Source organism: Pontiella agarivorans (assembly GCF_034531395.1).
Classification (GTDB): domain Bacteria; phylum Verrucomicrobiota; class Kiritimatiellia; order Kiritimatiellales; family Pontiellaceae; genus Pontiella; species Pontiella agarivorans.
On the sequence record NZ_JARVCO010000012.1, the window covers coordinates 176,614 to 198,742 of the forward strand.

The 22,129-nt window shown below is 56.9% G+C and carries 20 protein-coding genes; 10 read left to right on the forward strand and 10 right to left on the reverse strand.

Annotated features, from left to right (window positions below):
• Positions 1-148: 148 nt before the first annotated feature.
• Genes P9H32_RS13835 through P9H32_RS13860 form a run of 6 tightly spaced genes read right to left on the reverse strand, consistent with a single transcriptional unit; the run spans position 149 to position 7,319 of the window.
• A complete protein-coding gene (locus P9H32_RS13835; RefSeq protein ID WP_322609497.1) occupies positions 149-898 on the reverse strand; it encodes a methyltransferase in 750 nt (249 codons plus the stop codon).
• Between the two features lies 1 nt (position 899).
• Positions 900-1,634, reverse strand: a complete 735-nt coding sequence (locus tag P9H32_RS13840; protein WP_322609498.1) for a ubiquinone/menaquinone biosynthesis methyltransferase — start codon at positions 1,632-1,634, stop codon at positions 900-902.
• Entirely contained in the window at positions 1,631-3,607 is a 1,977-nt protein-coding gene (locus tag P9H32_RS13845) for an FAD-dependent monooxygenase (protein ID WP_322609499.1), read from the reverse strand. Before P9H32_RS13845 ends, P9H32_RS13840 begins: the two co-directional genes overlap by 4 nt.
• Positions 3,597-5,621 (reverse strand): efflux RND transporter permease subunit, encoded by a 2,025-nt coding sequence (locus P9H32_RS13850; protein ID WP_322609500.1) that lies wholly within the window; start codon positions 5,619-5,621, stop codon positions 3,597-3,599. Before P9H32_RS13850 ends, P9H32_RS13845 begins: the two co-directional genes overlap by 11 nt.
• A complete protein-coding gene (locus P9H32_RS13855; protein WP_322609501.1) occupies positions 5,614-6,768 on the reverse strand; it encodes a type III polyketide synthase in 1,155 nt (384 codons plus the stop codon). Before P9H32_RS13855 ends, P9H32_RS13850 begins: the two co-directional genes overlap by 8 nt.
• Positions 6,765-7,319: a YceI family protein gene (locus P9H32_RS13860; RefSeq protein WP_322609502.1), complete on the reverse strand. Its 555-nt coding sequence runs from the start codon at positions 7,317-7,319 to the stop codon at positions 6,765-6,767. The genes P9H32_RS13855 and P9H32_RS13860 overlap by 4 nt, the downstream gene beginning before the upstream one ends.
• Positions 7,320-7,472: 153 nt before the next feature.
• Here P9H32_RS13860 and P9H32_RS13865 point away from each other — a divergent pair, with 153 nt between their 5' ends.
• Together P9H32_RS13865 and P9H32_RS13870 are read left to right on the forward strand one after the other, a co-directional pair.
• Entirely contained in the window at positions 7,473-8,162 is a 690-nt protein-coding gene (locus P9H32_RS13865) for a response regulator transcription factor (protein ID WP_322609503.1), read from the forward strand.
• Complete coding sequence (locus tag P9H32_RS13870; RefSeq protein WP_322609504.1) at positions 8,159-9,247, forward strand: sensor histidine kinase; 1,089 nt, start codon at positions 8,159-8,161, stop codon at positions 9,245-9,247. Before P9H32_RS13865 ends, P9H32_RS13870 begins: the two co-directional genes overlap by 4 nt.
• Here the strand turns inward: P9H32_RS13870 and epsC are convergent.
• Positions 9,244-10,185, reverse strand: coding sequence for a serine O-acetyltransferase EpsC (gene epsC / locus P9H32_RS13875; RefSeq protein WP_322609505.1), 942 nt, complete (start codon positions 10,183-10,185; stop codon positions 9,244-9,246). The two genes, P9H32_RS13870 and epsC, sit on opposite strands and share 4 nt — an antisense overlap.
• Before the next feature lie 263 nt (positions 10,186-10,448).
• Between epsC and thrC the strand changes: the two genes are divergently transcribed.
• From thrC to P9H32_RS13910, 7 genes are read left to right on the forward strand one after another with little or no spacing between them, the layout of a single operon-like run.
• Positions 10,449-11,828 carry a threonine synthase gene (gene thrC / locus P9H32_RS13880; protein ID WP_322609506.1) on the forward strand — a complete coding sequence of 460 codons (1,380 nt, stop codon included), beginning with the start codon at positions 10,449-10,451 and terminating at the stop codon, positions 11,826-11,828.
• A gap of 19 nt (positions 11,829-11,847) precedes the next feature.
• Positions 11,848-13,110, forward strand: a complete 1,263-nt coding sequence (locus tag P9H32_RS13885; protein WP_322609507.1) for an ABC transporter permease — start codon at positions 11,848-11,850, stop codon at positions 13,108-13,110.
• Complete coding sequence (locus P9H32_RS13890) at positions 13,107-14,405, forward strand: hypothetical protein (protein WP_322609508.1); 1,299 nt, start codon at positions 13,107-13,109, stop codon at positions 14,403-14,405. Before P9H32_RS13885 ends, P9H32_RS13890 begins: the two co-directional genes overlap by 4 nt.
• A gap of 20 nt (positions 14,406-14,425) precedes the next feature.
• On the forward strand, positions 14,426-15,214 hold the full coding sequence (locus P9H32_RS13895; RefSeq protein ID WP_322609509.1) for an MlaE family ABC transporter permease: 789 nt from the start codon (positions 14,426-14,428) through the stop codon (positions 15,212-15,214).
• Entirely contained in the window at positions 15,211-15,975 is a 765-nt protein-coding gene (locus P9H32_RS13900; RefSeq protein WP_322609510.1) for an ABC transporter ATP-binding protein, read from the forward strand. The genes P9H32_RS13895 and P9H32_RS13900 overlap by 4 nt, the downstream gene beginning before the upstream one ends.
• Positions 15,968-16,897 (forward strand): MlaD family protein, encoded by a 930-nt coding sequence (locus tag P9H32_RS13905; RefSeq protein WP_322609511.1) that lies wholly within the window; start codon positions 15,968-15,970, stop codon positions 16,895-16,897. Before P9H32_RS13900 ends, P9H32_RS13905 begins: the two co-directional genes overlap by 8 nt.
• Before the next feature lie 8 nt (positions 16,898-16,905).
• Entirely contained in the window at positions 16,906-17,970 is a 1,065-nt protein-coding gene (locus tag P9H32_RS13910; protein ID WP_322609512.1) for a hypothetical protein, read from the forward strand.
• Here P9H32_RS13910 and P9H32_RS13915 read toward each other — a convergent pair.
• The gene (locus P9H32_RS13915) at positions 17,967-19,322 is read right to left on the reverse strand and encodes a CCA tRNA nucleotidyltransferase (RefSeq protein ID WP_322609513.1); all 1,356 of its coding nucleotides are present in this window, start codon (positions 19,320-19,322) and stop codon (positions 17,967-17,969) included. The two genes, P9H32_RS13910 and P9H32_RS13915, sit on opposite strands and share 4 nt — an antisense overlap.
• 80 nt (positions 19,323-19,402) lie before the next feature.
• Between P9H32_RS13915 and P9H32_RS13920 the strand changes: the two genes are divergently transcribed.
• On the forward strand, positions 19,403-21,010 hold the full coding sequence (locus P9H32_RS13920; protein ID WP_322609514.1) for a protein-disulfide reductase DsbD family protein: 1,608 nt from the start codon (positions 19,403-19,405) through the stop codon (positions 21,008-21,010).
• A 68-nt stretch (positions 21,011-21,078) separates the two neighbouring features.
• Here P9H32_RS13920 and P9H32_RS13925 read toward each other — a convergent pair whose 3' ends face one another.
• Together P9H32_RS13925 and P9H32_RS13930 are read right to left on the reverse strand one after the other, a co-directional pair.
• Positions 21,079-21,690 (reverse strand): DUF4136 domain-containing protein, encoded by a 612-nt coding sequence (locus tag P9H32_RS13925; protein ID WP_322609515.1) that lies wholly within the window; start codon positions 21,688-21,690, stop codon positions 21,079-21,081.
• Complete coding sequence (locus P9H32_RS13930; RefSeq protein WP_348534499.1) at positions 21,690-21,986, reverse strand: Dabb family protein; 297 nt, start codon at positions 21,984-21,986, stop codon at positions 21,690-21,692. Before P9H32_RS13930 ends, P9H32_RS13925 begins: the two co-directional genes overlap by 1 nt.
• Between the last annotated feature and the right edge of the window lie 143 nt (positions 21,987-22,129).

Sequence of the window (22,129 nt, forward strand, 5' to 3'; positions counted from 1 at the left end):
AATCGCGCAAAAGAGGGTTATGTATAGGGAAAGCACTTATGCGAGTCCACCCTTTTTTATGAGAAAAAAGCGGGGGACTTTCCGCGGGCAGCCCGTTGCAGAGCGGGCGGCTTCCGGACACATGCTGCCTCCGTGAAATGAATCGGCGTCAATTTACGGTTCTTTCGTCATTTGGCAAGGCAGAACATTCAATACGAAGCACGAGTCTGCCGGGACTGTACTGCAGAACGGTGTGCCGGTTTTCCGGCAGGGCGGTATCGGCGAGCGCCTGCAGTTCGCCGGGAAGAAATCCTCTGCGGATCGAAATGAGGCCATCGGTCCGGGCAAAGCTGGCGGGATAGAACAGCGAGAGCGCGGCATAGCCCAGATAAGCCGCGGAAGAGCGCCTGAGATCGCTCAGCACCATCCGGCGGCGTGTGCGCGGTGCCCACACGCCCAGCAGGTGTTTGATCTGCTGATCGGTCAGGTGGTGCAGGAAATGGTTGGCGAAAACATAGTCGACCGGTTCTTCGGGCGGATATTGCAGCAGATCCAGCCTGCGGATATCGAGCCCCGGCGTATCGCCGTAGGTGGTCCGGGCGTATCGGATGATCCGGGGATCGAGGTCGCAGGCGCTGATGCGAAGTTTCAGCCCGAGCCGTTGCGCGGACTGCAGGAGCCAGGCGTCGATATCGCATCCGCCGGCCCCCATATCGACCAGATGATATTCCCGTCCGGGTTCTTTCATCATGTCGGCCAGCACTTCACGTTTAAGAATGGTGCGGTAGCGCGAGACCAGCCGGTTGATGGAGGAAAACTGCCGAACGGTGCGCAGAAGCCGGGTTTCATCGCAATCCGGCGCATCCATCAGTTCATCGCACGCGGCGCGGTAGAGCATGTCTGGAATCCATGTTTTCATTTTACCCCTTTTTAAAGCGTGAAATTTCGAGCATACCGCCGAAGAGGAGGGTGCGTTTCTGCGGGACGAAGCCGCGTTTTTCGAAGCGTTCCCGGAGTTCCGTGCGGTCGGGATAGAGTTTCAGGCTGTCGGCAATATAGCCGTAGACATCCGGATTGCCGTGAAGGAGAGTGCCCCAGAGGCCGCCCCAGAATTTGAGTGCAAAATGGGTGATCCGCTGTCCGGCGGCGTTCCGGGGTTTGGAAAAATCGAGAAATGCCGCCGTTCCGCCGGGGCGGAGTACGCGTGCGATTTCATCGATAGTCTGGTTCAGGTCGGGGGCATTGCGCAGGGCATAGCCGCCGGTCACCAGATCCAAACTTCCGGACTCGAACGGCAGGTGCTGCATACTGCCCTCCAGAAAGCGGATGTTCCGGCTGCGGGTCAGTTGGGCGGCGCGGTCGAGCATCGAGGGCGTCAGATCGAAGCCGGTGATTTCGCCGTCGGGGTAGCGTTCGGCGAGCAGGCGGGTGATATCGCCGGTGCCGCAGGCGAGGTCAATACACGCCGGCCGTTCCGCAGCCGGAAGACCGGCGACCAGAGCGCGTTTCCACGCGGTATCGCGGCCGAACGAAAGCGCCTTGGTGATGAAGTCGTATTTCGGTGCCACTTCGGCGAAGAGGGACCGGTTGAAGGTGAGTTTGGATTCGGGGGTCTGGATATAATCCATCGGTTTGAGGTGGAAACGGGCGTTCATGATGCGGCTCCTTTTGATTGAGGGTTTCCGGGCAGGGTGAGCATGGCGAAATGGGGGGCGAGTCTGGTGCGGACGGCGGGGTGGAACAGAATGCGACGGGCCATCCATTTCCGCAGGCCGGAATAGAGGCTTCCGGTGCGCGTGCCCATCCACATGCCGCGGGCGGCGCGGCCGGCCGCACAGCGGAACGCATGCCGGCGGACCCGGTTATAGGCGGCGAACAGTTTGTGGGCTTTATCCGGCGAACGGAGCGCTTCGGTGAGGGCCTCGGCGAGATAGTCGGCATCGGCGAATCCGGTATTCATGCCCTGCCCGCCGATAGGGCTCATGACATGGGCGGCATCGCCGCACAGCAGCACACGGCCCCGGGTATAGGTGCGCGCCAGCCGCCGCTGCGGCTGGAAGGCACTCTCGAACCGGAGATCGGCGGTGCGCAGATCGAATCCGGCTCTTTCGTGCACCAGCCGGCTGACGGCCGGGCCGATCGCATCCTGTTCCGGGCGGAGCTGCCCCGGGGTCTGGACGATCCACCGGCGCCGGCTGCCGGAAAGGGGAAACGATTCAACGGAACCGCCCGGCCCGAAATAGAGGTGCGCTTCGCGGCCGAGCGATGTTTGATCATCAAAATCCGCCATGAAAAAGCTGGAGCGGTATGCGCGGCCGGGAAAACCGATCCCGGCGAGGCGGCGGACCTGGCTGCGGTGGCCGTCGCAGCCGGCGAGGTAGGATGCCGTGATTTCGGAGGTGGAGGAGGTTTCAACATCCTTGAGCCGGACCCGGATGCCGCCGCCGGTTTCTGAAAATGCGGCCAGCTCCATGCCGTCCTGCAGATGAACCGATGGATAGTGCGTCAGGTTTTGTTTCAGGAGCGCGATGGTCTCGCACTGCGGCAGAGAAAGAATATAGCGGTGGTCGGCGGCGATGCCGGAAAAATCGACCGCGCCGAGAAAATCACCGTGCTCAAAGACCCGGGCTTTGGTGATGGGAATGCCGTTCTGCTCGAAGAGGGTGTCGAGCTGCAGCGCGCTGAGAATATTGAGCGAGGGCGGGGTGATGCCGATGGCCATGGAGCCTACCGGCGGCTTGACGCGGCGTTCGGCCACCAGGACGTTGAGTCCCTGCTGACCGAGCAGGTTGGCGAGCAGCAGGCCGACCGGGCCTGCGCCGATGATCACCGCATCGAAATCGTTGGGGCGGGTGTCTTTTGCGTCGGGGCTGTTTTTTCCAAGCTTTGGAAACCAGAACGGGACCTCGTGTTGGTAGTTGCGGAAAGCCTCGCCGAAATAGCGGAGGAAGCGCTTTTCCTTAATCACCGCGCCGACCACGCAGTAGCCGGTCCAGGTGACCGCCAAGACCAGCTGATCCGGTGTCCAGACGGCGGCGAGCCAGAGCAGCAGCGCAAAGGAGATGTAGATCGGCTGGCGGACATAGCGGTAGAGGCCCTGCGTTGCGAAGGGTTTGTATGTGGCTTTGCGGTTCAGGAAGACGGAACTCCAGCCGACGTATCCGGTCTGCACGCCGAGCTGGGCGTCCCACATCGATTTGCCGAGCAACAGCCACGCCGCGGCGGCGGCTGTGCCGATGCTGATTTTCCAGGCATCGGAAGTTTCCCACCATACGACGCCGGAGGGCGACCACAGCCAGAATACGCACAGCAGCTGAAACGAGGAGATTGTGGCAAAGACGGTCCAGGAGAGTTTCGGGCCGATGCCCAGCGGGACGAGGCGGCTCATAAAGCGTCGGCCTTTCGGTGAGAGCAGCCAGGTGTGGGCGAATGGAAACGAGGCGATCAGCAGGACGTTGGCGGGCAGCGCGGCCCAGCCGTGGAACGGGCCGCGGCCGATGCGCATCCCGAAAAAGAGCGCCAGTGCCATGCTGGCCACGGCGGCCGCAAAGGATAGATGGCAGACGAGGCCGTACATCAGTGCGACGAGCCGCTGTGACGGCCGGTAGGTATGGGCATCATTCATCATGGGAGGGTCTCCGGGTCAGAATCAGGTAGGCGGGCAGCACCAGCAGGTCGCAGAACAGCGCAGAAATCATCATGCTGCCGGTGAGCAGGGCAAAGGTGTTGGTGGGAATAAAACTGCCGAACGCGCCCATCCAGAACCCGCCGACCAGAACGATTGATGAGACGGTCAGGGCGCGGCCGATCCGCAGGGTGGTTGAGCGCACGGCCTCGCGAATCGGCAGGTGTTTGAAGGATTGGAAGTGGTGGAGGTAGTGAATGGTGTCGTCCACCGCCAGTCCGATCACCACCGCCGCGACCATGGTGGTGCCGGTGCTGAGGTCGATGCCGAACAGGCCCATCAGGCCGGCCCCCCAGATCACCGGCAGTATGTTGGGAATGAAGGCCGGAATCAGGACGCGCAGGGAGCGGAAGAGCAGGCAGGTCGAGCCCATGACCACGAACAGCGAGAGCGCAAAACTCTTCAGCAGCGTGGCAACGAGCTGATTGGAGTCGCGAACCATTTGGTAGTAGTCCCCGGTGGGCCGGACGATCCATCCCGCTCCGAGTGTTTCTTCAGACAGGCTCCGGATGCGCGCCACGATCGCTGAAGCGCGGGCCGATCCGATGTCGCCGAGGTGAACCTCGGCCTGCAGAGTTTTTCCGTCGTCGGTGATGAAGCGCCGCCGGAGCTCCGGGGGTACTGCGGGCGCATCGGGCGGGAAATCCGCAACCGAATCTGTACGGACCACATCCGGGATCCGGCTGATCTGATCGGTGAATGCTTTGAGCGGCTTTACATCGGAATGCGGATTGAACGGGCAGTCGTCTGCATGCTGAATCAGCAGGTTGAGCGAGCGCACGCTGCCGAGGGTGCGGTTGACCTCGTCATGGGCGATGTATACGGGATCGGATGTCTTGAAAAAGCGGATGAGGTCGGTGTTGTTTTCGACGGTGGTGCCGGCCCAGATGCTGAGCGCGGTAATCAGGGCCGCGAGCAGCAGAATGGTTTTGGGATACCGTGCCGGCCACGCGGCCAGAAGCAGCAGAAAGCGGCGCATCCCGGTCGGGTTGTCGGCCGCGGGGCGTGGGGGCGTCCAGCTCAGTGCGGTTGGCAGCAGGGTAAAGCCGAAGACGACCGAGAGCAGAACGCCGATTGCGGCAAACAGACCGAAGAGCTGTACCGCCGGGACGGGGCTGAAGCAGAGCGAGAGCAGACCGACCGCGGTCATGGCGGCGGTGAAGACGCAGGGCTTCCATACATTCTTCACCGCATTCTGCACGGCGTCATCGCCGCGGAGGCCGGCGTTGACGGCATGGTTCCAGGCATCCAGCAGATGGACGGCCACGGAAACGGACAGCACAATCACCACCGGCGGCAGCAGGGAGGTGATGCTGTTGAGCTCCAGTCCGCAGGCGGCATAAAAGCCGAGGGTGGTGATCAGGCTCATGCCGACCACGAGCATCGGCAGCACGACGCCGGCCGCCCGGCGGAACAGCAGGGCCAGCATAAGCATCATGACGATGATCGACAGAGGAATGATGGTGGATTGATCCTTCGCAATATACCGGGCCACCCGTTCTTTGAGGAGGGGCAGTCCAACGATCCGGACGGTTCCATCAATCTGTGCAGGCGCTTCGGTGCGCAGCGTCTTCATCAGCGCGGTCCGGCCGGTTCTGCTCTGATCGGAACGGAGCGTAATCAGCAGACCGGCGGTCCGCCCGTCTTTCGAGAGGAAACCGGAGGCCTGCTCGGCCGCGGGCGGGAAGTAGACCGACTGAACGCCGTCCAGACTGCGGAGCCATTCAACGGCATGCGGCAGTTCTTCGAGCACATGTTCCCGCGTGACGGAAAGCATCAGTTCGTATTCCGAATCGAAGGCCCGGCGGAAGGCCACATAGGCCGGGTCCTGCCGGGCTTCGGCGGACTGCATGGATTCGTTGTCCTGCTCGATGGTCAGGCCGGAAGCGAACCGGGCGGAGAACCCCGCAATCAGAACGGGGAACAGCACGGATAAAATTTTAAGGATCTTATGCAACGGTTTCGGTGAAGCGGCGCATGCGGGGGCGGGATGCGGCGGCGGGTTGAAGTTCAAACAGGCCGGTTTCAATGGTCAGGCCGGGGCCGAAGGCCATGGCGCAGACCGGTTCGGACTCGTCGAGGCCGGCGCGCTGCAGCAGGCGCTGAAGTACAAACAGCACAGTGACGCTGCTCATGTTGCCGCACTCCTGCAGGACCTGCCGGGAATCGGCGACCATTTCCGGCGACAGCTCGAGTCCCTCTTCGATCTTATCCACAATGGAGCGGCCGCCGGGGTGCACGGCCCAGGTTCCGATCTGCTCCCGGGTCCAGGGTGATTTTTCCAGCACCCCGTCCATGATCGCATGGATGTTCTGGGCGATGATATTCGGCACATAGGAGGAAAGGCGGATATCGAACCCGCGGTCGCCGACTTCCCACGCCATATCCACGGCGCCTTCGGGCGCGAGGGCGGAGGTGAAGGAATCGATGGCCAGCGCGGCCCGGTCCGGCGCCGGGGTGCGGGCGCTGATCAGCATGCCGGCGGCGCCATCGGCAAACAGCGAGTTGGCCAGCAGACTGTCGGCCTCTTCGTTCAGCTGCATGTGCAGGGAGCAGAGTTCAATGCAGACCACGAGGACGACGGCGTCGGGCCGTGCGCGGCAGAACTGATCGGCCATGCGCATGGCCGGAAAGGCGGCGTAGCAGCCCATGAAGCCGAGGTTATACCGTTCGGTCGAGGCGGGCAGGTCCAACCCGAGAATGAGGTCGAGGTCGGGGCCGGGGTTATAGAAGCCGGTGCAGGAGACCGTGATGACATGGGTGATGTCGGCGGCGGAAAAGCCGCTGGAGTGATCGATGGCTTTGCGTCCGGCCTCCACGACGAGTTCGCGGGCGCATTCGGCAAAGTAGCGGTTGCGGTCCCGGGTTGAAGGCTCGATGATCCGGCCGTTTTCATCTTCGCGGAAGAGGACGGGTTCCGCGCCGGGGCCGAAGTCGGGCAGCACGCTGTAGCGGGTGTTGATGCCGGAGTGGTCGTAGATGCCCTTGATCAGGCGGCGGTTGCGCTTGCCGGGCATCCAGTCGATCATGCGGTCGCGGGCGTAGTCCTGGCGGTAGGAATAGCGGGGGAGGACGGGCTCGATATGGTGGATATAGGTTTTCATTGGCAGTTTCCTTCAATTTCACACGTTACGTTTACGGTATCGCCCACACGGATCATCCCGAGGACCGAGGGCGGTTTGAGGCCGAAGGCCGCCAGCGAGACGGGAAAGGTGAGATCCACACGGATTGTATTTCCTTCCCGCTGCCAGTTGGAAAGGGTGGCTTCGACGTACTGTTCGGTATCCCTGATTTTCAGTTTCAGCCGGGCGTGGCCGCTGCCGGAGACGGGGATTACGGTTTCCGGCAGGGAGCCGGAAATCAGCTGGAAATGTTCCCGGTCGAGCATGGTGAACATCTTTCGGTCGCGCTTTTTGTTGGCGGTGTCCATGGTGCTGACGTTCAGATCGGCGGTTGCGGATAGGCGGATCTGTCCGATCTCGGGGATTTCTGTGAAGGTGAGTGCAAAGGGCTGTGAGGTTGCGGTGCCCTCGAAATCGTGGAGGGTTGAGGTGCCTTTGAAGGTGACGAATGCGGTGGTTTCAGCGGCGGTGTCGGCGCGGGGGCTCAGCGCCAGCAGAAAGGACAGGTAAAGCGGATATACTATTCGGGGCATGATTCGGGTCTCCTTGGGGTGTGAGGCCAACATCCACCTGCTCACCGGGTTTTTCAAAAGAACAAATCTGAAGATCCCGTAAGGTTTGTAAGGTTGAACCCCGGGAGTCTGTGGTGATAGGTTCCAACCCTTGGAAAAATCAAAGGCAGGGTTATGAATCAGAACAGCCGGATCGTGCTTGTTGAAGACGATGAAAAGCTTGCGGCGAGTCTTTCGAGAGGACTTGAGGAGGCGGGGTATTTCTGCGCGGTCGCCGGTCGGGTCAAAGAGGCCGAAGCCCTGCTGTGTGAGGAGCTTCCGGCTCTGGTGCTGCTGGATATGGGGCTGCCGGACGGTGACGGTTCGGACCTGCTTCGTTTTATCCGGACGATTGATACCGAGCTTCCGGTGATCATCACCACCGCCCGGTCGGGGGTGACCGACCGGGTCGGGGGGCTCGAAGGCGGGGCCGACGATTATCTGGTGAAGCCGTATGCGTTTGAAGAACTGCTGGCCCGCATTCGTATTCAGCTTCGGCATTCGGACCGGGTCCGGCTTCAGCGGTCGGTCGGGGACCTTACCCTCGATCTGCCGAGCCGCCGGGCAGAGCGGGCGGGGCGCCTGCTGGATCTGACGCCGCGGGAGTTTGATCTGCTGGCCTATCTTGTGTCGCTGCGGGGCGAAGTGGCCACGCGTCAGATGCTGCAGGAAAATGTATGGAAGGTCCATTCGGCGATGGCTTCGATGGCGAACGTCATTGATGTGCATATTTCCCGTTTGAGGCAGAAGCTGGAAGAGCCCGGAGAGCCGCCTTTGCTCCATACGGTGCGCGGGGTCGGATTTATTCTGAAAGAGGATGTATGAAAAACCGCACGATTCGCTTCCGTTTTTTTATGTGGCTGGCGCTGCATACGCTGATCATTTTCATCCTGATTGCGCTGGCGCTGTTTTTCTTCGATCTCATTGAGTTTCTGCAGCATCCGGCGCTGCTGGAAGAGGAGCTGGAAGAACTGATGGTTCTGGGGATTGTGATGGCGGTTCTTTTTCCGACGGGGCTTGCGGGGGCGTGGCTGGTGGCCAAGCTGCTGCTGCGGCCTTGGAATGCTATGGTGGTTCAGGCGGAAAGAATCAGTGCCGGATGTCTGGCCAGCCGCATTGAGGTTGAGAATCCCCATGACGAGGTCGGGCGGCTGGCAGCCACGCTGAATCAGACGTTCGATAACTATCAGAAGCTGCTGGACCGGCTGCATCGGTTCAGCTATGACGCCTCGCATCAGCTCCGCAACCCGCTGGCTGCAATTCGAACCCACAGTGAGGTGTGCCTGAAATATCCGCGTACGGAGGAAGAATACCGGGGGGTGATCGGCTCCATTCTGGAGGATACCGACCGGCTGAGCCGGACGGTGGATCAGCTGCTGCTGCTGGCGCGAGCCGCCGGCGGGGCGCTGCGGGAAGGGCTGACGGAAGTTGATCTGCGGAAACTGGCCGAAGACGTGGTGCGCGAAGGGCAGGCGATCGGGGAAACGCGGAATATCGCGGTTGAACTGAAGGCCGGATCCACGCCGTTCCTGCAGGTCGGGGTTCCGGACCTTCTGCGCGAAGCGTTGGCCAATCTGCTGGATAACGCCCTGAAATTTTCTCCGGACGGGGGGCGTATCGAGATCGGGTTATCCAAAACGACGGACGGATTTTCGCGGATTACGGTCACGGATTCCGGGCCGGGGCTGTCGCCGGAGCGCAGGCTTTCTGTTTTTCGCCCGTTCGAGCGGACGTCCGGTTCCGGCAAAGAGAGCGTGGGGCTCGGCCTGGCGCTGGTGGCGGATATCTGCGATGCCCACGCCGGGCGGTTCGGTGTGGATGAGGCGCCGGGCGGGGGATGCTGTTTCTGGATTGAACTTTCGGCTGAGCTGCAGGGGATGATGTCCACCTGCAGAACCGCCTTGAACTAAATCCCGAGTCCGTGGCCGTGAATTTCGCGCGTGCGGATCATAACACCGGCTTCGGAACGGGTGACGAGACTCTTCGGCGGGGTGCTTTCCATGAGGAAGACGTTGCCGGCGACGGTGGTTCCTGCGCCGATGACCGTGTCACCGCCGAGAATGGTGCTGTTGGCGTAGACAATGACGTTGTCTTCCACGGTCGGGTGGCGCTGGATGTGTTTGATGGGCCGGCCGTGTTCGTCGAGCGGGAAACTTTTCGCACCGAGAGTGACGCCTTGGTAGAGCTTGACGTTGTCGCCGATGTGGCAGGTTTCGCCGATAACGACGCCGGTGCCGTGATCGATGAAGAACCCTTTTCCAATGGTGGCGCCGGGATGGATGTCGATACCGGTGAGGGAATGGGTATATTCGCTCATAATCCGGGGGATAATCGGAACGTCGAGGTTGTAGAGTTCGTGGGCGATGCGGTGAGAGGTAATGGCCACGAGACCGGGATAGGCCAGTTTGACTTCGGCGTAACTCAGCGCGGCGGGGTCGCCGTTATAGGCGGCCTTGACATCTTCCACCAGCATTTCCCGGATATAGGGAATTTTGGAGAGAAACTCGTTTACGATGGAATTGGCGGTGATATAGAGGTTTTCTTCGGGGGTTTTGTGGTCGTGAAGGTAGGCTGCGCCGATCCAGCGGAACGGCAGGGCTTTCTCAATTTCTTCCTGCAGAAGTTCCGTCGTGTTTTTCAGCTGTTTAATAAAAAAATCTTTGAAGTTGGACGGTTCCGGAATGTGGCGGCCCGGAAAAAGGACGTCGGACAGCAGGCGCAGGGCCTCGATCACCTGATCAATTTCCGGATGTGCCCAGAGCGGCCGGTCAGGGCGGTCGGTATCTTGATGGACGTAAAGCGGTAGAAGCTGTTGTGCCGTTTTTTCAATTTGCTGAATCGTGTTCATAAAACCATCCTCGTTGAATGGATCAAACGCTAACGCGCACAACCGCGGCGGTAAAACAGATTTTGACGAATTAGTTGTTAAAGTTAGTGAGGGATTTTTTGAAAGGCGGAGTTCCTGGGGAGTATCCGCAGCAAAAATAAGGGATCATTACGGTCGAAGTGTTCCGGCCCTTTGTTTTTGGGAGAGCTGCGTGTCAAATTTGGCTTTCATCATTCCGGGAAGTCATTAATGATCCCGCGTCAACCATTTTTGAGGAATGCCACATGAAATATATCAGTACACGCGGGCAGATGGAGCCCATTGAATTTCAGGATGCTGTCATGACCGGACTGGCCCCCGACGGCGGGCTGCTGCTGCCGCAGGAACTTCCGGACGTTGGAAATAAACTGGAAGCCTGGTCGAAGCTCTCCTATACCGAGCTGGCTTTTGAGGTGATCCGCCTGTTTGCGACGGATATTCCGGATGCGGATTTGAAACAGCTGATCGACGATTCCTATGCCACGTTTGAGCACCCGGAGGTCTGTCCGTCGGTTGACGTGGGCGATTTTCAAATCCTCGAGCTTTTTCATGGACCGACGCTGGCCTTTAAAGATGTGGCATTGCAATTTCTGGGCAATCTTTTTGCCTACATATTGGAAAAACGCGGCGGGAAACTGAATATCCTGGGCGCAACCTCCGGCGATACGGGCAGCGCGGCGATTCACGGGGTGCGCGGCAAGCCGAACATCAATATTTTCATTATGCATCCGGAAGGGCGGACGAGTCCGCTGCAGGAAAAGCAGATGACGAGTGTGCTGGACGCCAATGTGTTCAATCTGGCGGTCGACGGATCGTTCGATGACTGCCAGAACATCATGAAAACGACATTCGGCGATGTGCCGTTCAAAACAGAGCATTCGCTCGGTTCGGTCAATTCTGTCAACTGGGCGCGCGTACTGGCGCAGACGGTTTATTATTTCTATGCCGCCTTCCGGACCCTGGAAAAAACCGGCGCGTCTACGGTGCAGTTTTCGGTGCCGACCGGCAATTTCGGCGATATTCTGGCAGGGTACCTCGCTCAGCAGATGGGTCTGCCGGTCAGCAAACTGATTCTGGCCACCAACGAAAACGATATTCTGACCCGTTTCTTTAATACGGGTGAATACAGCAAGGCGCAGGCGGTTCCGACCATCAGCCCGTCGATGGATATTCAGGTGGCGTCCAACTTTGAACGCTACCTTTATTTCAAGGTGGGCAAAGACGCGGCGAAACTCGTCGACCTGATGAATGACTTTAAGGACAAGGGCGTACTGAAGGTGGCTCTGAATGAAACGGGTGTGGTCGACGATCTTTTTGCTGCGGGCCGCGGCGATACGGCATCCACGCTTGAAACCATTAAGCGCTATAAAGAGCAATACGGGTATGTACTCGATCCGCATACAGCAGTCGGTGTTTATGTCGCTGAAAAGTTCCGGTCTCCGGAAAGTCCGACGATCTGTCTTGCGACGGCGCATCCGGCTAAATTTACACAGGCGATTATCGATGCCATCGGCGAGGCGGTGCATCATCCGACGCTCGACGCGCTCGAGCATGCTGAAACCCGCTGCGAAACCATTGCCAACGACGTCGATCTGGTGAAACAGTATCTCGTCGAACATATTTAACGTGTGTTACACCTGTTGAATGAAACTTCCGATTTCACTTTTTCTGGCCGTTAAATACCTGAAGCCGAAGCGGTCGATGGTGTCGTTTATCACGATTCTGACGATGTGCGGCATTATGCTGGGCGTTGCAATTCTTATTGTGGTGCTTTCGGTGATGACCGGTTTTGATGATGTGCACAAAGAGCATATGATCAAGCTGGACTCGCATATCCAGGTTTCGACCCGCGGAAATTCCACGTTCTATGCGCAGCCGGTTCTGGAGGTCCTGAGTGAAATGCCGGAGATCAAAGCGGCAGCCCCGGCGGTTGAAGGTTTTGTGATGATGACGCGCTACGGTCAGGCGATTACGGCCGTGCTGCGAGGCGTTGAGCCGGAACTGGAAAAAGAGATTTCCGATATTGAATCGTATCTGGTTGAAGGCGAACTCCCGCTGGAGGAGGAAACCGTGGTGGTCGGCAGTCGGCTGGCGATGCAGCTTGGCGTGGGGATCGGCGATACGATCACCGTTTATTCGCCGGAATGTTTTGTAAGCGAAGATGAACTGCGGCTTCCGGCAGAGCTGACTGTGGTCGGTATTTTTTCGGTGGATATGTATGAGATTGATTCCCAGTTCATGATCTCTTCACTACCTACCGCACGCGATGTGTTTGCCCTCGAAGAGGGCGTGGAGACATTGCGGCTGATTACAGAAGATCCGTTTACGGTCGATGAAACCGGCCGTAAAATCCGTGAAAAACTCGGTGAGGCCATGTTGGCCGACGACAGTCTCAACTGGTTCCGTTTTCTGACCACCCGGTCGTGGGTGGAAATTCATCAGAATATGCTCAGTACGCTGGCGGTGGAAAAAAATATGATGTTTCTGCTGTTGATTGCGATTTCCGTTGTGGCGGCCTTCTGTGTTTCGATCAATCTGATCAATATGGGCATTCAGAAAACGCATGAAATCGGCCTGTTGAAGGCGGTGGGTTTTTCTTCCGGAAAAATTGTCGGTATTTTTCTGTTTCTCGGGATTGTACAGGGGGTGCTGGGCTGCGTGCTGGGTTCTGCATTGGGCATCTGGTTTTCCGGGAATCTGGATGCGATTCTCGAATTTCTCCGTCGGTTCAATCCGAACCTGATGTCGGCAGAGTTTTATCAGTTCAGCCAGATGCCTTCACGCACGACGTCGGAAGATGTGGTTCTCGTCTGCATCATTGTCATGGTGTTCAGCATTCTGGCGGGTGTACTTCCTGCCATTCGGGCAGCGCTGATGCAGCCGGTTGATGCGTTGAGGTATGAATGAGGCGGTTGCTGGTCAGTCTGGCTTGTGTTTTGTCGGTCAGCACCTTTGCGCAGATCGACGGCGACCCGCTCTATGCCCGCGTTGCAGAGAGTAATGAAACGTTTTATGCCTGGCGTCCGTTCTATTCTCACTCCACGGAACCGGAGCGCTGGCGTAAGGATTATTTCTGGCCGCTTTACACCCGTAAAGGGTTCAAGGATGAAACGTACAGCCGTTTTCTGTTTTTCGGACATTCCGCCGATTTTGAGCGGGATACGGAGCGGCACCGAAACTGGATTTTTCCAATCTGGTTCAGCGGTACCAGTAAAGAAGGGGAAAATTATTGGGCGCTTTTTCCAATCTATGGAAATCTCTATGAATTTATGGCGCGCGATGAAGCTTCGTTTGTGCTTTTTCCCGCCTGGTACACCAGCCGGATCAACGACGTGGAATCGTGGACGGTGCTCTGGCCGCTGATTTCGTCGGCACAAGGTGAAAAAGTCGACCGCTTCCGGGTGCTTCCGTTTTACGGACATAACCGGCTTAAAGGTGAATTTGAAAAGACCTATTATCTGTGGCCGCTTTACAGTCAGGTCAGGTATACCAACGAGCGCAATCCCGGCGGCGGGTTTATTCTGGTGCCGTTTTATGGACGGATCAAAACTGAGCGGGCGGATAATTATTGGGTGCTTCCTCCGTTTTTCCGTTATACGGGCAGTGACAAGCAGTGGATTCTGCATGCGCCATGGCCGTTTGTTCAGCTCGCCGGCGGGGAAATGAATAAGCGCATTTTCTGGCCGTTCTACGGGAAAAAATCGCTCGGCACGACGCAGCGCCAGTACTGGCTCTGGCCGCTGTTCTGGAACAATAAGACCACCTATGCCGCGCATGAGCAGCGACGCCGGAAAATCATTCCGTTTTTTTATTCTCAGGCCGATGTCATGACCGAAGCTTCCGGGTCGTATGCGGAAGGTGAGGCATTTACCGGTTATTGGAAACTGTGGCCGCTGATGAGCTGGGACCGGATCGGTGAGCGGTCGCGTTTCCGGACACTGGAACTTTGGCCTTTTCGGAATACACCGGGTATTGAACGGAACTGGGCACCGTGGTGGACGCTGTACCGGCGGGTCGATGATCAGGGCGAGATCGGGCATCATGTTCTGTGGGGATTATACCGGCAGGTGCGTGATAAAGAGGAGGAGCAGTTTGAATGGAGCTTGCTCAAGGGATTGGCGGGCTATAAAAAGGAGCAGGATGATCGCCGGTACCGAATTCTCTTCGTGTGGTTCGGCGGAAATAAGGAGTCGGAACCATAACACGTCTTCACATAGATTATATGCGCTATCCGGTGCATTCGGCCCAGCGGCTGGGGGCGAGGGTACTGCAGGTGCTGCACGATACCGGGCACGCCATGTTCATGCTGTTTGAGGCCATATGGTTTCTACGGTATGCATTCGGTAAACGCAGTCGGGCTGAAACCGTTTCGCAGCTGTATGTCACCGGGATTAAGAGCCTCGCGGTTATTTCCGTGGTGGCGCTCTTCACCGGGATGATTCTTGCCTTGCAGACCGGCCTTGAGCTTAAGCGCTGGGGGCAGGAGGAATTTATCGGGTCCGCAGTGGCTGTTTCCATTATTCGCGAAATGGGACCGTTCATGACGGCGCTGATCATTGCCGCCAGTGTCGGATCGGCCATTGCCGCGCAGCTTGGAACCATGACGGTTTCGGAAGAGATTGCCGCGCTTGAGGTGATGAGCATCAATCCCAACCGCTTTCTTGTGATGCCGCGGTTGTTTGCGCTGTGTGTCATGATGCCGGTGCTTGCGGTGTATACCAACATTCTCGGGATTGTCGGCGGAGCGATTGTCGGAGCAACGCAGCTGGGCGTTTCTGTAACGGCCTACATGGATAACGCCACGCAGTTTGCCACGAATAAAGATCTGTATGTCGGGCTTTTTAAAGCATTCGTTTTCGGAATCATCATTACCACCGTCTCCTGTCATCAGGGATTTATGACCACCGAAGGCGCGGTGGGGGTGGGGAAAGCCACGCGGCGCTCCGTCGTCATTTCCTTTCTGGTGATTCTGGTGGTGGGCTACATGATAACAAGGCTGTTTTACGTATGATCAGGTTTGATCAGGTTACAAAAAAACTGGGAAGCCGGAACGTACTCGACGGTGTCAGTTTCGAGGTCGGGGAAGGCGAGACTTTTGTGGTTGTGGGTCTTTCCGGAGCCGGGAAAAGCGTTACGCTCAAGCACATGATCCGTCTCATGCTTCCGGATTCCGGAACTGTATCGATTGACGGCGAAATCATTAACGATCTGAACCGGCGGAGCCTTCGGTCGGTTCGCGAAAAATTCGGGGTGTTGTTCCAGAGTGCGGCCCTGCTGCAGTGGATGAGTGTGCGTGACAATGTAGCCCTTCCGCTGCGTGAACATACAAAACTTGAAGACGCGGAGATTCTCCAACGGGTGGATGAAAAGCTGGAACTGCTCGGTCTCGGCGATGCCGGCGATAAGTTTCCGTCGGATATTTCCGGCGGGATGCAGAAACGCGCCGGTCTGGCGCGCGCCATTATCATGGATCCGAAGATTGTGCTTTATGATGAGCCGACGTCCGGGCTGGACCCGGTGACCTCCCGGCGAATCGATGATTTAATCGTGGATATGCGTAAAAAGCTCGGTATAACGAGTGTTGTTGTGACCCACGACCTGCACAGTGCGCTGGCCATCGGTTCGCGTATTATGATGCTGCATCAGGGCAGGATTGTGGAAAATGCTGCACCGGCTGATTTTATCCGGTCGAAAAATGAAACGGTGCAGAGCTTTCTTGAGTCGCAATACATTACGAAGAGAGGCCGGTGGGAAGAGTTTAGTCATGAATAAATTCAGCCGTGAAGTCAGCGTTGAGATCCTGGTGGGTCTTTTTATGTTTGTGGTGCTCATTGCCCTCAGCGTTTTTACCATTGTACTCAGCCGTGAAAAGCTGTGGAGCGAGAGTTATCAGTATGAATTCATTTTCACTGAAGTCGGCGGTCTGCGCGAGGGCGATGGGGTTTATCTGCGCGGCATGAATGTCGGCCGCGTGAAGCAGACCGCGCTTGAAGACAGCCGGGTGCATGTTTATGTCACGATGGATGTTCCGCTCCAGCTGCGTCATGGGTATAAGATTGAAATTGTCGATGCGTCGATGCTCGGCGGAAAATACCTGAAAATCTACGAGGGGCCTGAAGACGCACCGCTGCTGGGGGAAAATGTGACGATTCTCGGTTCCAAACCGGTTGATATGATTGCCGAACTTTCCGAAGCCGTCGATGGGCTGCAGCGCATGATTAAATCCGTGGAAAGCGGTCAGGGGACGCTGGGCCAGCTTTTGAACGACGATACCATGTATAATAACATGGCGGTGCTGGCAGAAGATCTGAAGGGGATTGTCGGCCGTGTTGCCGAAGGGCAGGGCACAGTGGGTAAGCTGCTCACCGACGAAGCCGTCTATAACGATGCTTCGGCAATGATGGCAAACCTGCGTATGGTTTCCGACCGGATTGCCAAGGGCGAGAGCACCATGGGTAAACTGCTTTCGGAAGATTCGGAGCTCTATGAGAACTTCGATGCCACCATGGCTGCGGCACGGGCGATTGCTGAGGGCATCAACCAGGGTGAAGGCACGCTTGGCCTGCTGGTGCGCGATGCCAAGCTGTACAATGAAACTACACTGTTGGTTGAAGATGTCCGCGCCGCCGTTGATGACCTGCGTGAAGCATCGCCGGTAACCTCGTTCGGCAGTGTGCTCTTTGGTGCGTTTTAGCAAATGGGATGAAGGCCTTTCCACAGTTTGGAAAAACGGTTCGCTGTTCCGGATGCGGAGAAATTGTTGAGCGCAGCGATCGGTGCGCAAACTGCGGTGTGCGTTTGAAGAAACCGTGGGCTTTCGTCACGCGCATGGGGATCTTCTGCGGCCTGATTATTCTCGCGGTTGTGATTTCGCGTGCAGTGAACCGCCGCGAACCCGGCACGGTGCATGTGGCCGATATTAAACCCTATATGAATTTCAAACGGGTGCGGATTGAAGGGGTACTGCTTGAACCCGCCCGGGAATTGAAAAGCGGTTCTGTTTTTCATCTGGTGCATGATGGAACCGGACAGCTCGCGGTGTTTGTTCCGGCGGTTTCGGTGGATATGCCGCTGCCCGGCGGCGCCCGTGTGGAAGCCGAGGGAAATCTTCGGGTTGGAGCGGGAAACCGCATCAGTCTCCAGGCAACGACCATCCGGATGACCGGTCAGACGGAATCGGCTGGTTCCGAGTCCCGGATTTCGCGGATTACACCCGACCGCGAAGGCGAGACGATGCTGGTGAACGGAGTCGTTTCCAGCGTCTGGAAGCCGCGGCCCGATTCAAAAGCGCCGTACAGAATTGTGCTCGAAGATCCCACCGGCCGGATCGATGTTATCCATTGGCTGGAAAACCCGCCGGAGGTTGAGGAGGGCGAGCCGCTTGAAGTCACCGGGATTGTTCAGATATATAACGGACGTCTGGAACTCAAGGTGATCCGCGAAGAGTGGATTCAGTGCCCCGGAACGGCTGAGGTGCCGCCGGAAGAGATTCAGATCGGCGACATCCATGCGCTGATGGAAGGCCGGGTGGTGATTGCGGAGGGGGTGCTGGGGGAACCGCGTTCGATTCCCGGCGGGGTGATTTATCCTATGTCCGATGATACCGGAACCATTCAGCTGCTCTTCTGGGACAGCCGGGTGTCCGGCGAGGAGCGCGATGCGGTGGATGAGGGACGTCGTTTACGGGTGGAGGCCCCGGTTGTTCTTTATAAAGGTACGCTGGAACTGGTGCCCCGGGATGTCGGAGGGTTCCGGGTGCTGGATTAAAGATATTTTTCCCGGATCCAGGCGAGAGCCTCTTCCCGGTTTCGGACCTGATCTTCCATCTGTGCATTGTACACGGCCTTCAGAATGCGCCCGACTGTTCTGCCTTCAGCAATACCCAGGTTCATTACATCCCGACCATTGATCAGCGGTTTCGGAAGAATCGGTTCATTCGCCATTTTTTCCTGATATGCGCGCACAAAATCATAGTTTTCGAGCATGCAGTGCGAGCCCAGACAGTCGAGTCGATGCAGGGCCATTTCGAGTTCAAAGGGGTCGGCACCGATCATTTTGCGCAGAGTGGAGGCTTTCATATTCCGGACATCCATAAACCGCATATGTCCGGCGACGGCGGTGATGATGCGCTTTTTTTCAACATTCGGAAACTTCAGCCGGATCAGAATATCTTCGGCCATGCGGGCGCCGACGGCCGCGTGTCCATCGAACCGGATGCGGCTTTTTCCGTCGGTTCCCGGGCCGATTGACGCTGTGGGCGGTTTGCCGACATCGTGCAGTAAGACGGAGTAGGCGAGTTCGCGCCGGGTGAATGCCTCGGTTTGCGGAATTTCATTCATGGCATCAAGCATCAGGCAGGTATGTTCAAAGACATCGCCTTCCGGATGAAACTGCGGCGGTTGTTCCTGACCGTCCATTGGAACCAGTTCGGGCAGGATCTGCTGCATCAGCCCGAGTTTATGCAGGTGTTTGAGTGCGCGGCCGGCTTTGTTGCTTTCGGTCAGCGTGCGGGTCAGTTCCAGTTCGATGCGTTCCGCACTGATATTCCGGATAAGCGGGGCCATGGCCTGGATGGCTTTTTCCGTTTCCGATTCAATTTCAAAATCCAGCGTATGTGCAAAACGCACCGCCCGCAGCATCCGCAGGTGGTCTTCGCGGAAGCGTTCTTCGGGATTTCCGATGGCAACGATTAGACGGCGCTTCAGGTCGCGGCGTCCATGGACATAATCGTGCAGTTCGTCGTGAACCGGATCGTAAAACATGCCGTTGATTGTGAAGTCGCGGCGGAGGGCATCCTCTTTGGCTGCGGAGAAGGTAATGGTTTCCGGGTGACGTCCGTCCAGCGTGCCGATCTCTTCGCGGAAGGTGGCCACCTCGATGGTCTGATGATCCCGGATGACTGCAATCACACCGAAGGCTTTGCCGATCGGTACGGTTTTCGGAAAAATGCGTTCCACTTCCTCAGGAAAGGCATCGGTCGCCACATCATAATCTTTTGGGGTTCGACCAAGGAGTTCGTCCCGGACACAGCCGCCGGCAAAAAGTGCAATATGTCCCCGGTCCCGAAGCGTCTGCACCACATCGGCAGCAACGGCTCTCTGTGCGACTGATTTATTCATATAATCTTTCACCCGTAAAAGAATGAACTATAGTTTGGGTGCTGTGTCGAAGGAACCAATAAAAAATAGGAACTTATCACATGAAGAAAATCTGGTTCGCATTCTTGTTTACTCTACAGCTGCTGCATTCATCTTTCGGTCAGTTCGGGGATCCTTTTGAGGTTACCGTTACTCCGGACTCCGACCGTGTTCGCATCGACGTCAATGTGCCGGAAGCGCATTATCTGTATGCCGGCAGTTTCAAGGTACTCGATGCACTTGGAAATGAGCAGACCGCCACAGTGCTTCCCGAAAGCAAAGAGATCACCGATCCGAATACCGGAAAACCGAAGCCGGTTTATGCTTCGTCATTTTCCGCCGAATACAACTGGGAACCTGCACCCGGCGGTGACACCGCGATTCACGTGAAATACTGGGGCTGTAACGACGAAGTCTGTTTCCTTCCGCAGACCAAGGTGGTTGAGCTGGAAGCGTCGGCGGCTTCCGCAACGTCCGCGATGGAAACCGCTCAGGCGGAATCGGGTTCCAGTGATTGGAAAACAGAAATTGAGCAGTTTGCTGTCGGCGGATCAGCAGTGGGATATATGCGCGCCGAAGAATTTACGGGGTTTCTGGATCGTGCCGAAAATGACGGTGCAGCAGGCGAAGTCAGCAGCTTTAAACTTTTTCTCACGGACCCCGTGGCTTTTGTTCGCGAGTCGGGGCTGTTGCTGACCCTCTTTTTTATTCTGTTCGGCGGGTTCTTGCTAAACCTGACGCCCTGCGTCCTTCCGATGGTTCCAATCAATCTGGCCATTATCGGTGCCGGCGCTCAGGCCGGGTCCAAAAAGCGCGGATTTGCGCTGGGTGGAGTTTACGGTCTGGGCATTGCGCTGGTTTACGGTTTGTTGGGTGTCGCAGTGGTGCTGACCGGATCCCAGTTCGGAACCATTCAGGCCAATCCCTGGTTTAATTTGGGAATCGCCCTGATTTTCGTCGTTCTCGCACTGGCGATGTTTGATATTTTTCATATCGATTTTTCCCGCTTCCAGTCAAAAATGGGCGGTGGAGAGCAGAAGCAGGGCAGTTTTCCAGTGGCCCTGACGATGGGGGCTGTGGCGGCACTTCTGGCGGGGGCCTGTGTTGCCCCGGTGGTGATTGCCGTGCTTCTGCTGGCTACAAATGTCTATGAAGCCAACGCTGCGGCCGGCCTGGCGCTGCCGTTTGTGCTGGGTATCGGTATGGCGCTGCCTTGGCCGTTTGCCGGTGCCGGCCTTGCTTTTCTTCCAAAGCCTGGAAAATGGATGGAATATGTGAAATACGGTTTCGGCGTGGGTATTATCTTCTTTGCCCTCTACTATGGAAATCTGAGTTTCCGTGCTTTTAAACCGGCCGACATCACCGACAAGGGTGAGATAGAAGGGCATATTGTTATTGATGGATCTTCAAACGCCGGGTTGGCTGAAGCGTTCGCGGAATCGCACGCCGCAGGAAAGCCGGTCTTTCTCGATTTCTGGGCGAGCTGGTGCAAGAACTGCAAAGCAATGGATAAAACCACGTTTAAGGATGAGATGGTTAAGGCCCGTCTCGAAGGTTATACCTTCATCAAATATGTTGCTGAAGATCCCACTAACGAAAAGACGCTGGCGGTGATGAACGAATTCGGTGTTCAAGGATTGCCCACCTTCGTGGTGCTTAAGCCCGAATAGGCCGATCTGAAGAGCTGGGTCAGTGTTTTTTAAGCGAGGCAGGCCGCCAGGCCTGCCTCGATCAGTTTTTAAAACATGTTTTTGCGCTTCAGTTCGTGGACGACCGCGTTGATGATGATTTTCATATTGTCCGGATCAGAGCGGTCATCAAAAATACTTTTTCGTCCGCTCCAGACCAGTTTTTTGGTTTTCACATCATAAACGTTGGTTTCGAGAACATACTCCATGTAGCTGCTCACCGAGGCGAAATTGGCCGACAGCGCGTACCCGTAATTGTAATAGCCCCAGTAATCGTTGGAGTAGGGATGGGCTTCATAGCCGATCGCTACGAGTTCATCGCGGCTCGTCCCGTCAAGAACACTCGTCACAATCAGGGTTTCCACAGCATTGGCTTTCAGAATACGCTCCAGATTGTCTTTATCGATTTTTCCGGTGACCTGCTCGCTGGCATGCAGCGATCCGGCGTCGACATAGGCGAGCAACTGGTTGACAAACAGAGCCTCATATTGCATGCAGCGTGATTCACTGTCTGCCGTAGCCAGCACCAGAGTTTTCCCGAGTTTATACTCCTTGAATGCAGGGTTCTGCCACGATTCCTGGCGCGGGGTCCGCATTTTACACGAAGAGAGCGCCAATATGGACGCTGCGGACAGGGCATAAGTGAAGGCTGTACGTTTCATTATTCTCCAAAGGGGATGTGGTCGATTTCCTGAAAAGTTTCGACCTCGTTCAGCCAGATCTGCTGAACAAAAGCGACGTGGTCCGGGTGGTTGTTATAGGCTTCGTATGCCGCCTGATCTTTAAACAGCATGGTCAGACCGTAGGTGAATTCATTTTTCGGGCTGGTTTCTTTCAGGACCTGGAACGTTCCAACCCCTGGAATGGCCGCCAGCTTTTGCGCCTCGGCCAGGAATGCGGCTTCTTCTGCTGACCCTGAAGGGTGTTTCAGTTTAAAGAATACGGAGTGGGTAATCATATCGGTTTCCTTCTTCGAATTCATGTTCGTTGTCGCGCAGCCGCCCAGCAAGGCTGCTGCTGCAAAGAGTGCCAGACTTTTTTTCATGCTGATCCTTTCTCTGTTGCCCGCTTTGGGGGCGGTTGTGATAAGCGATTCTTTCA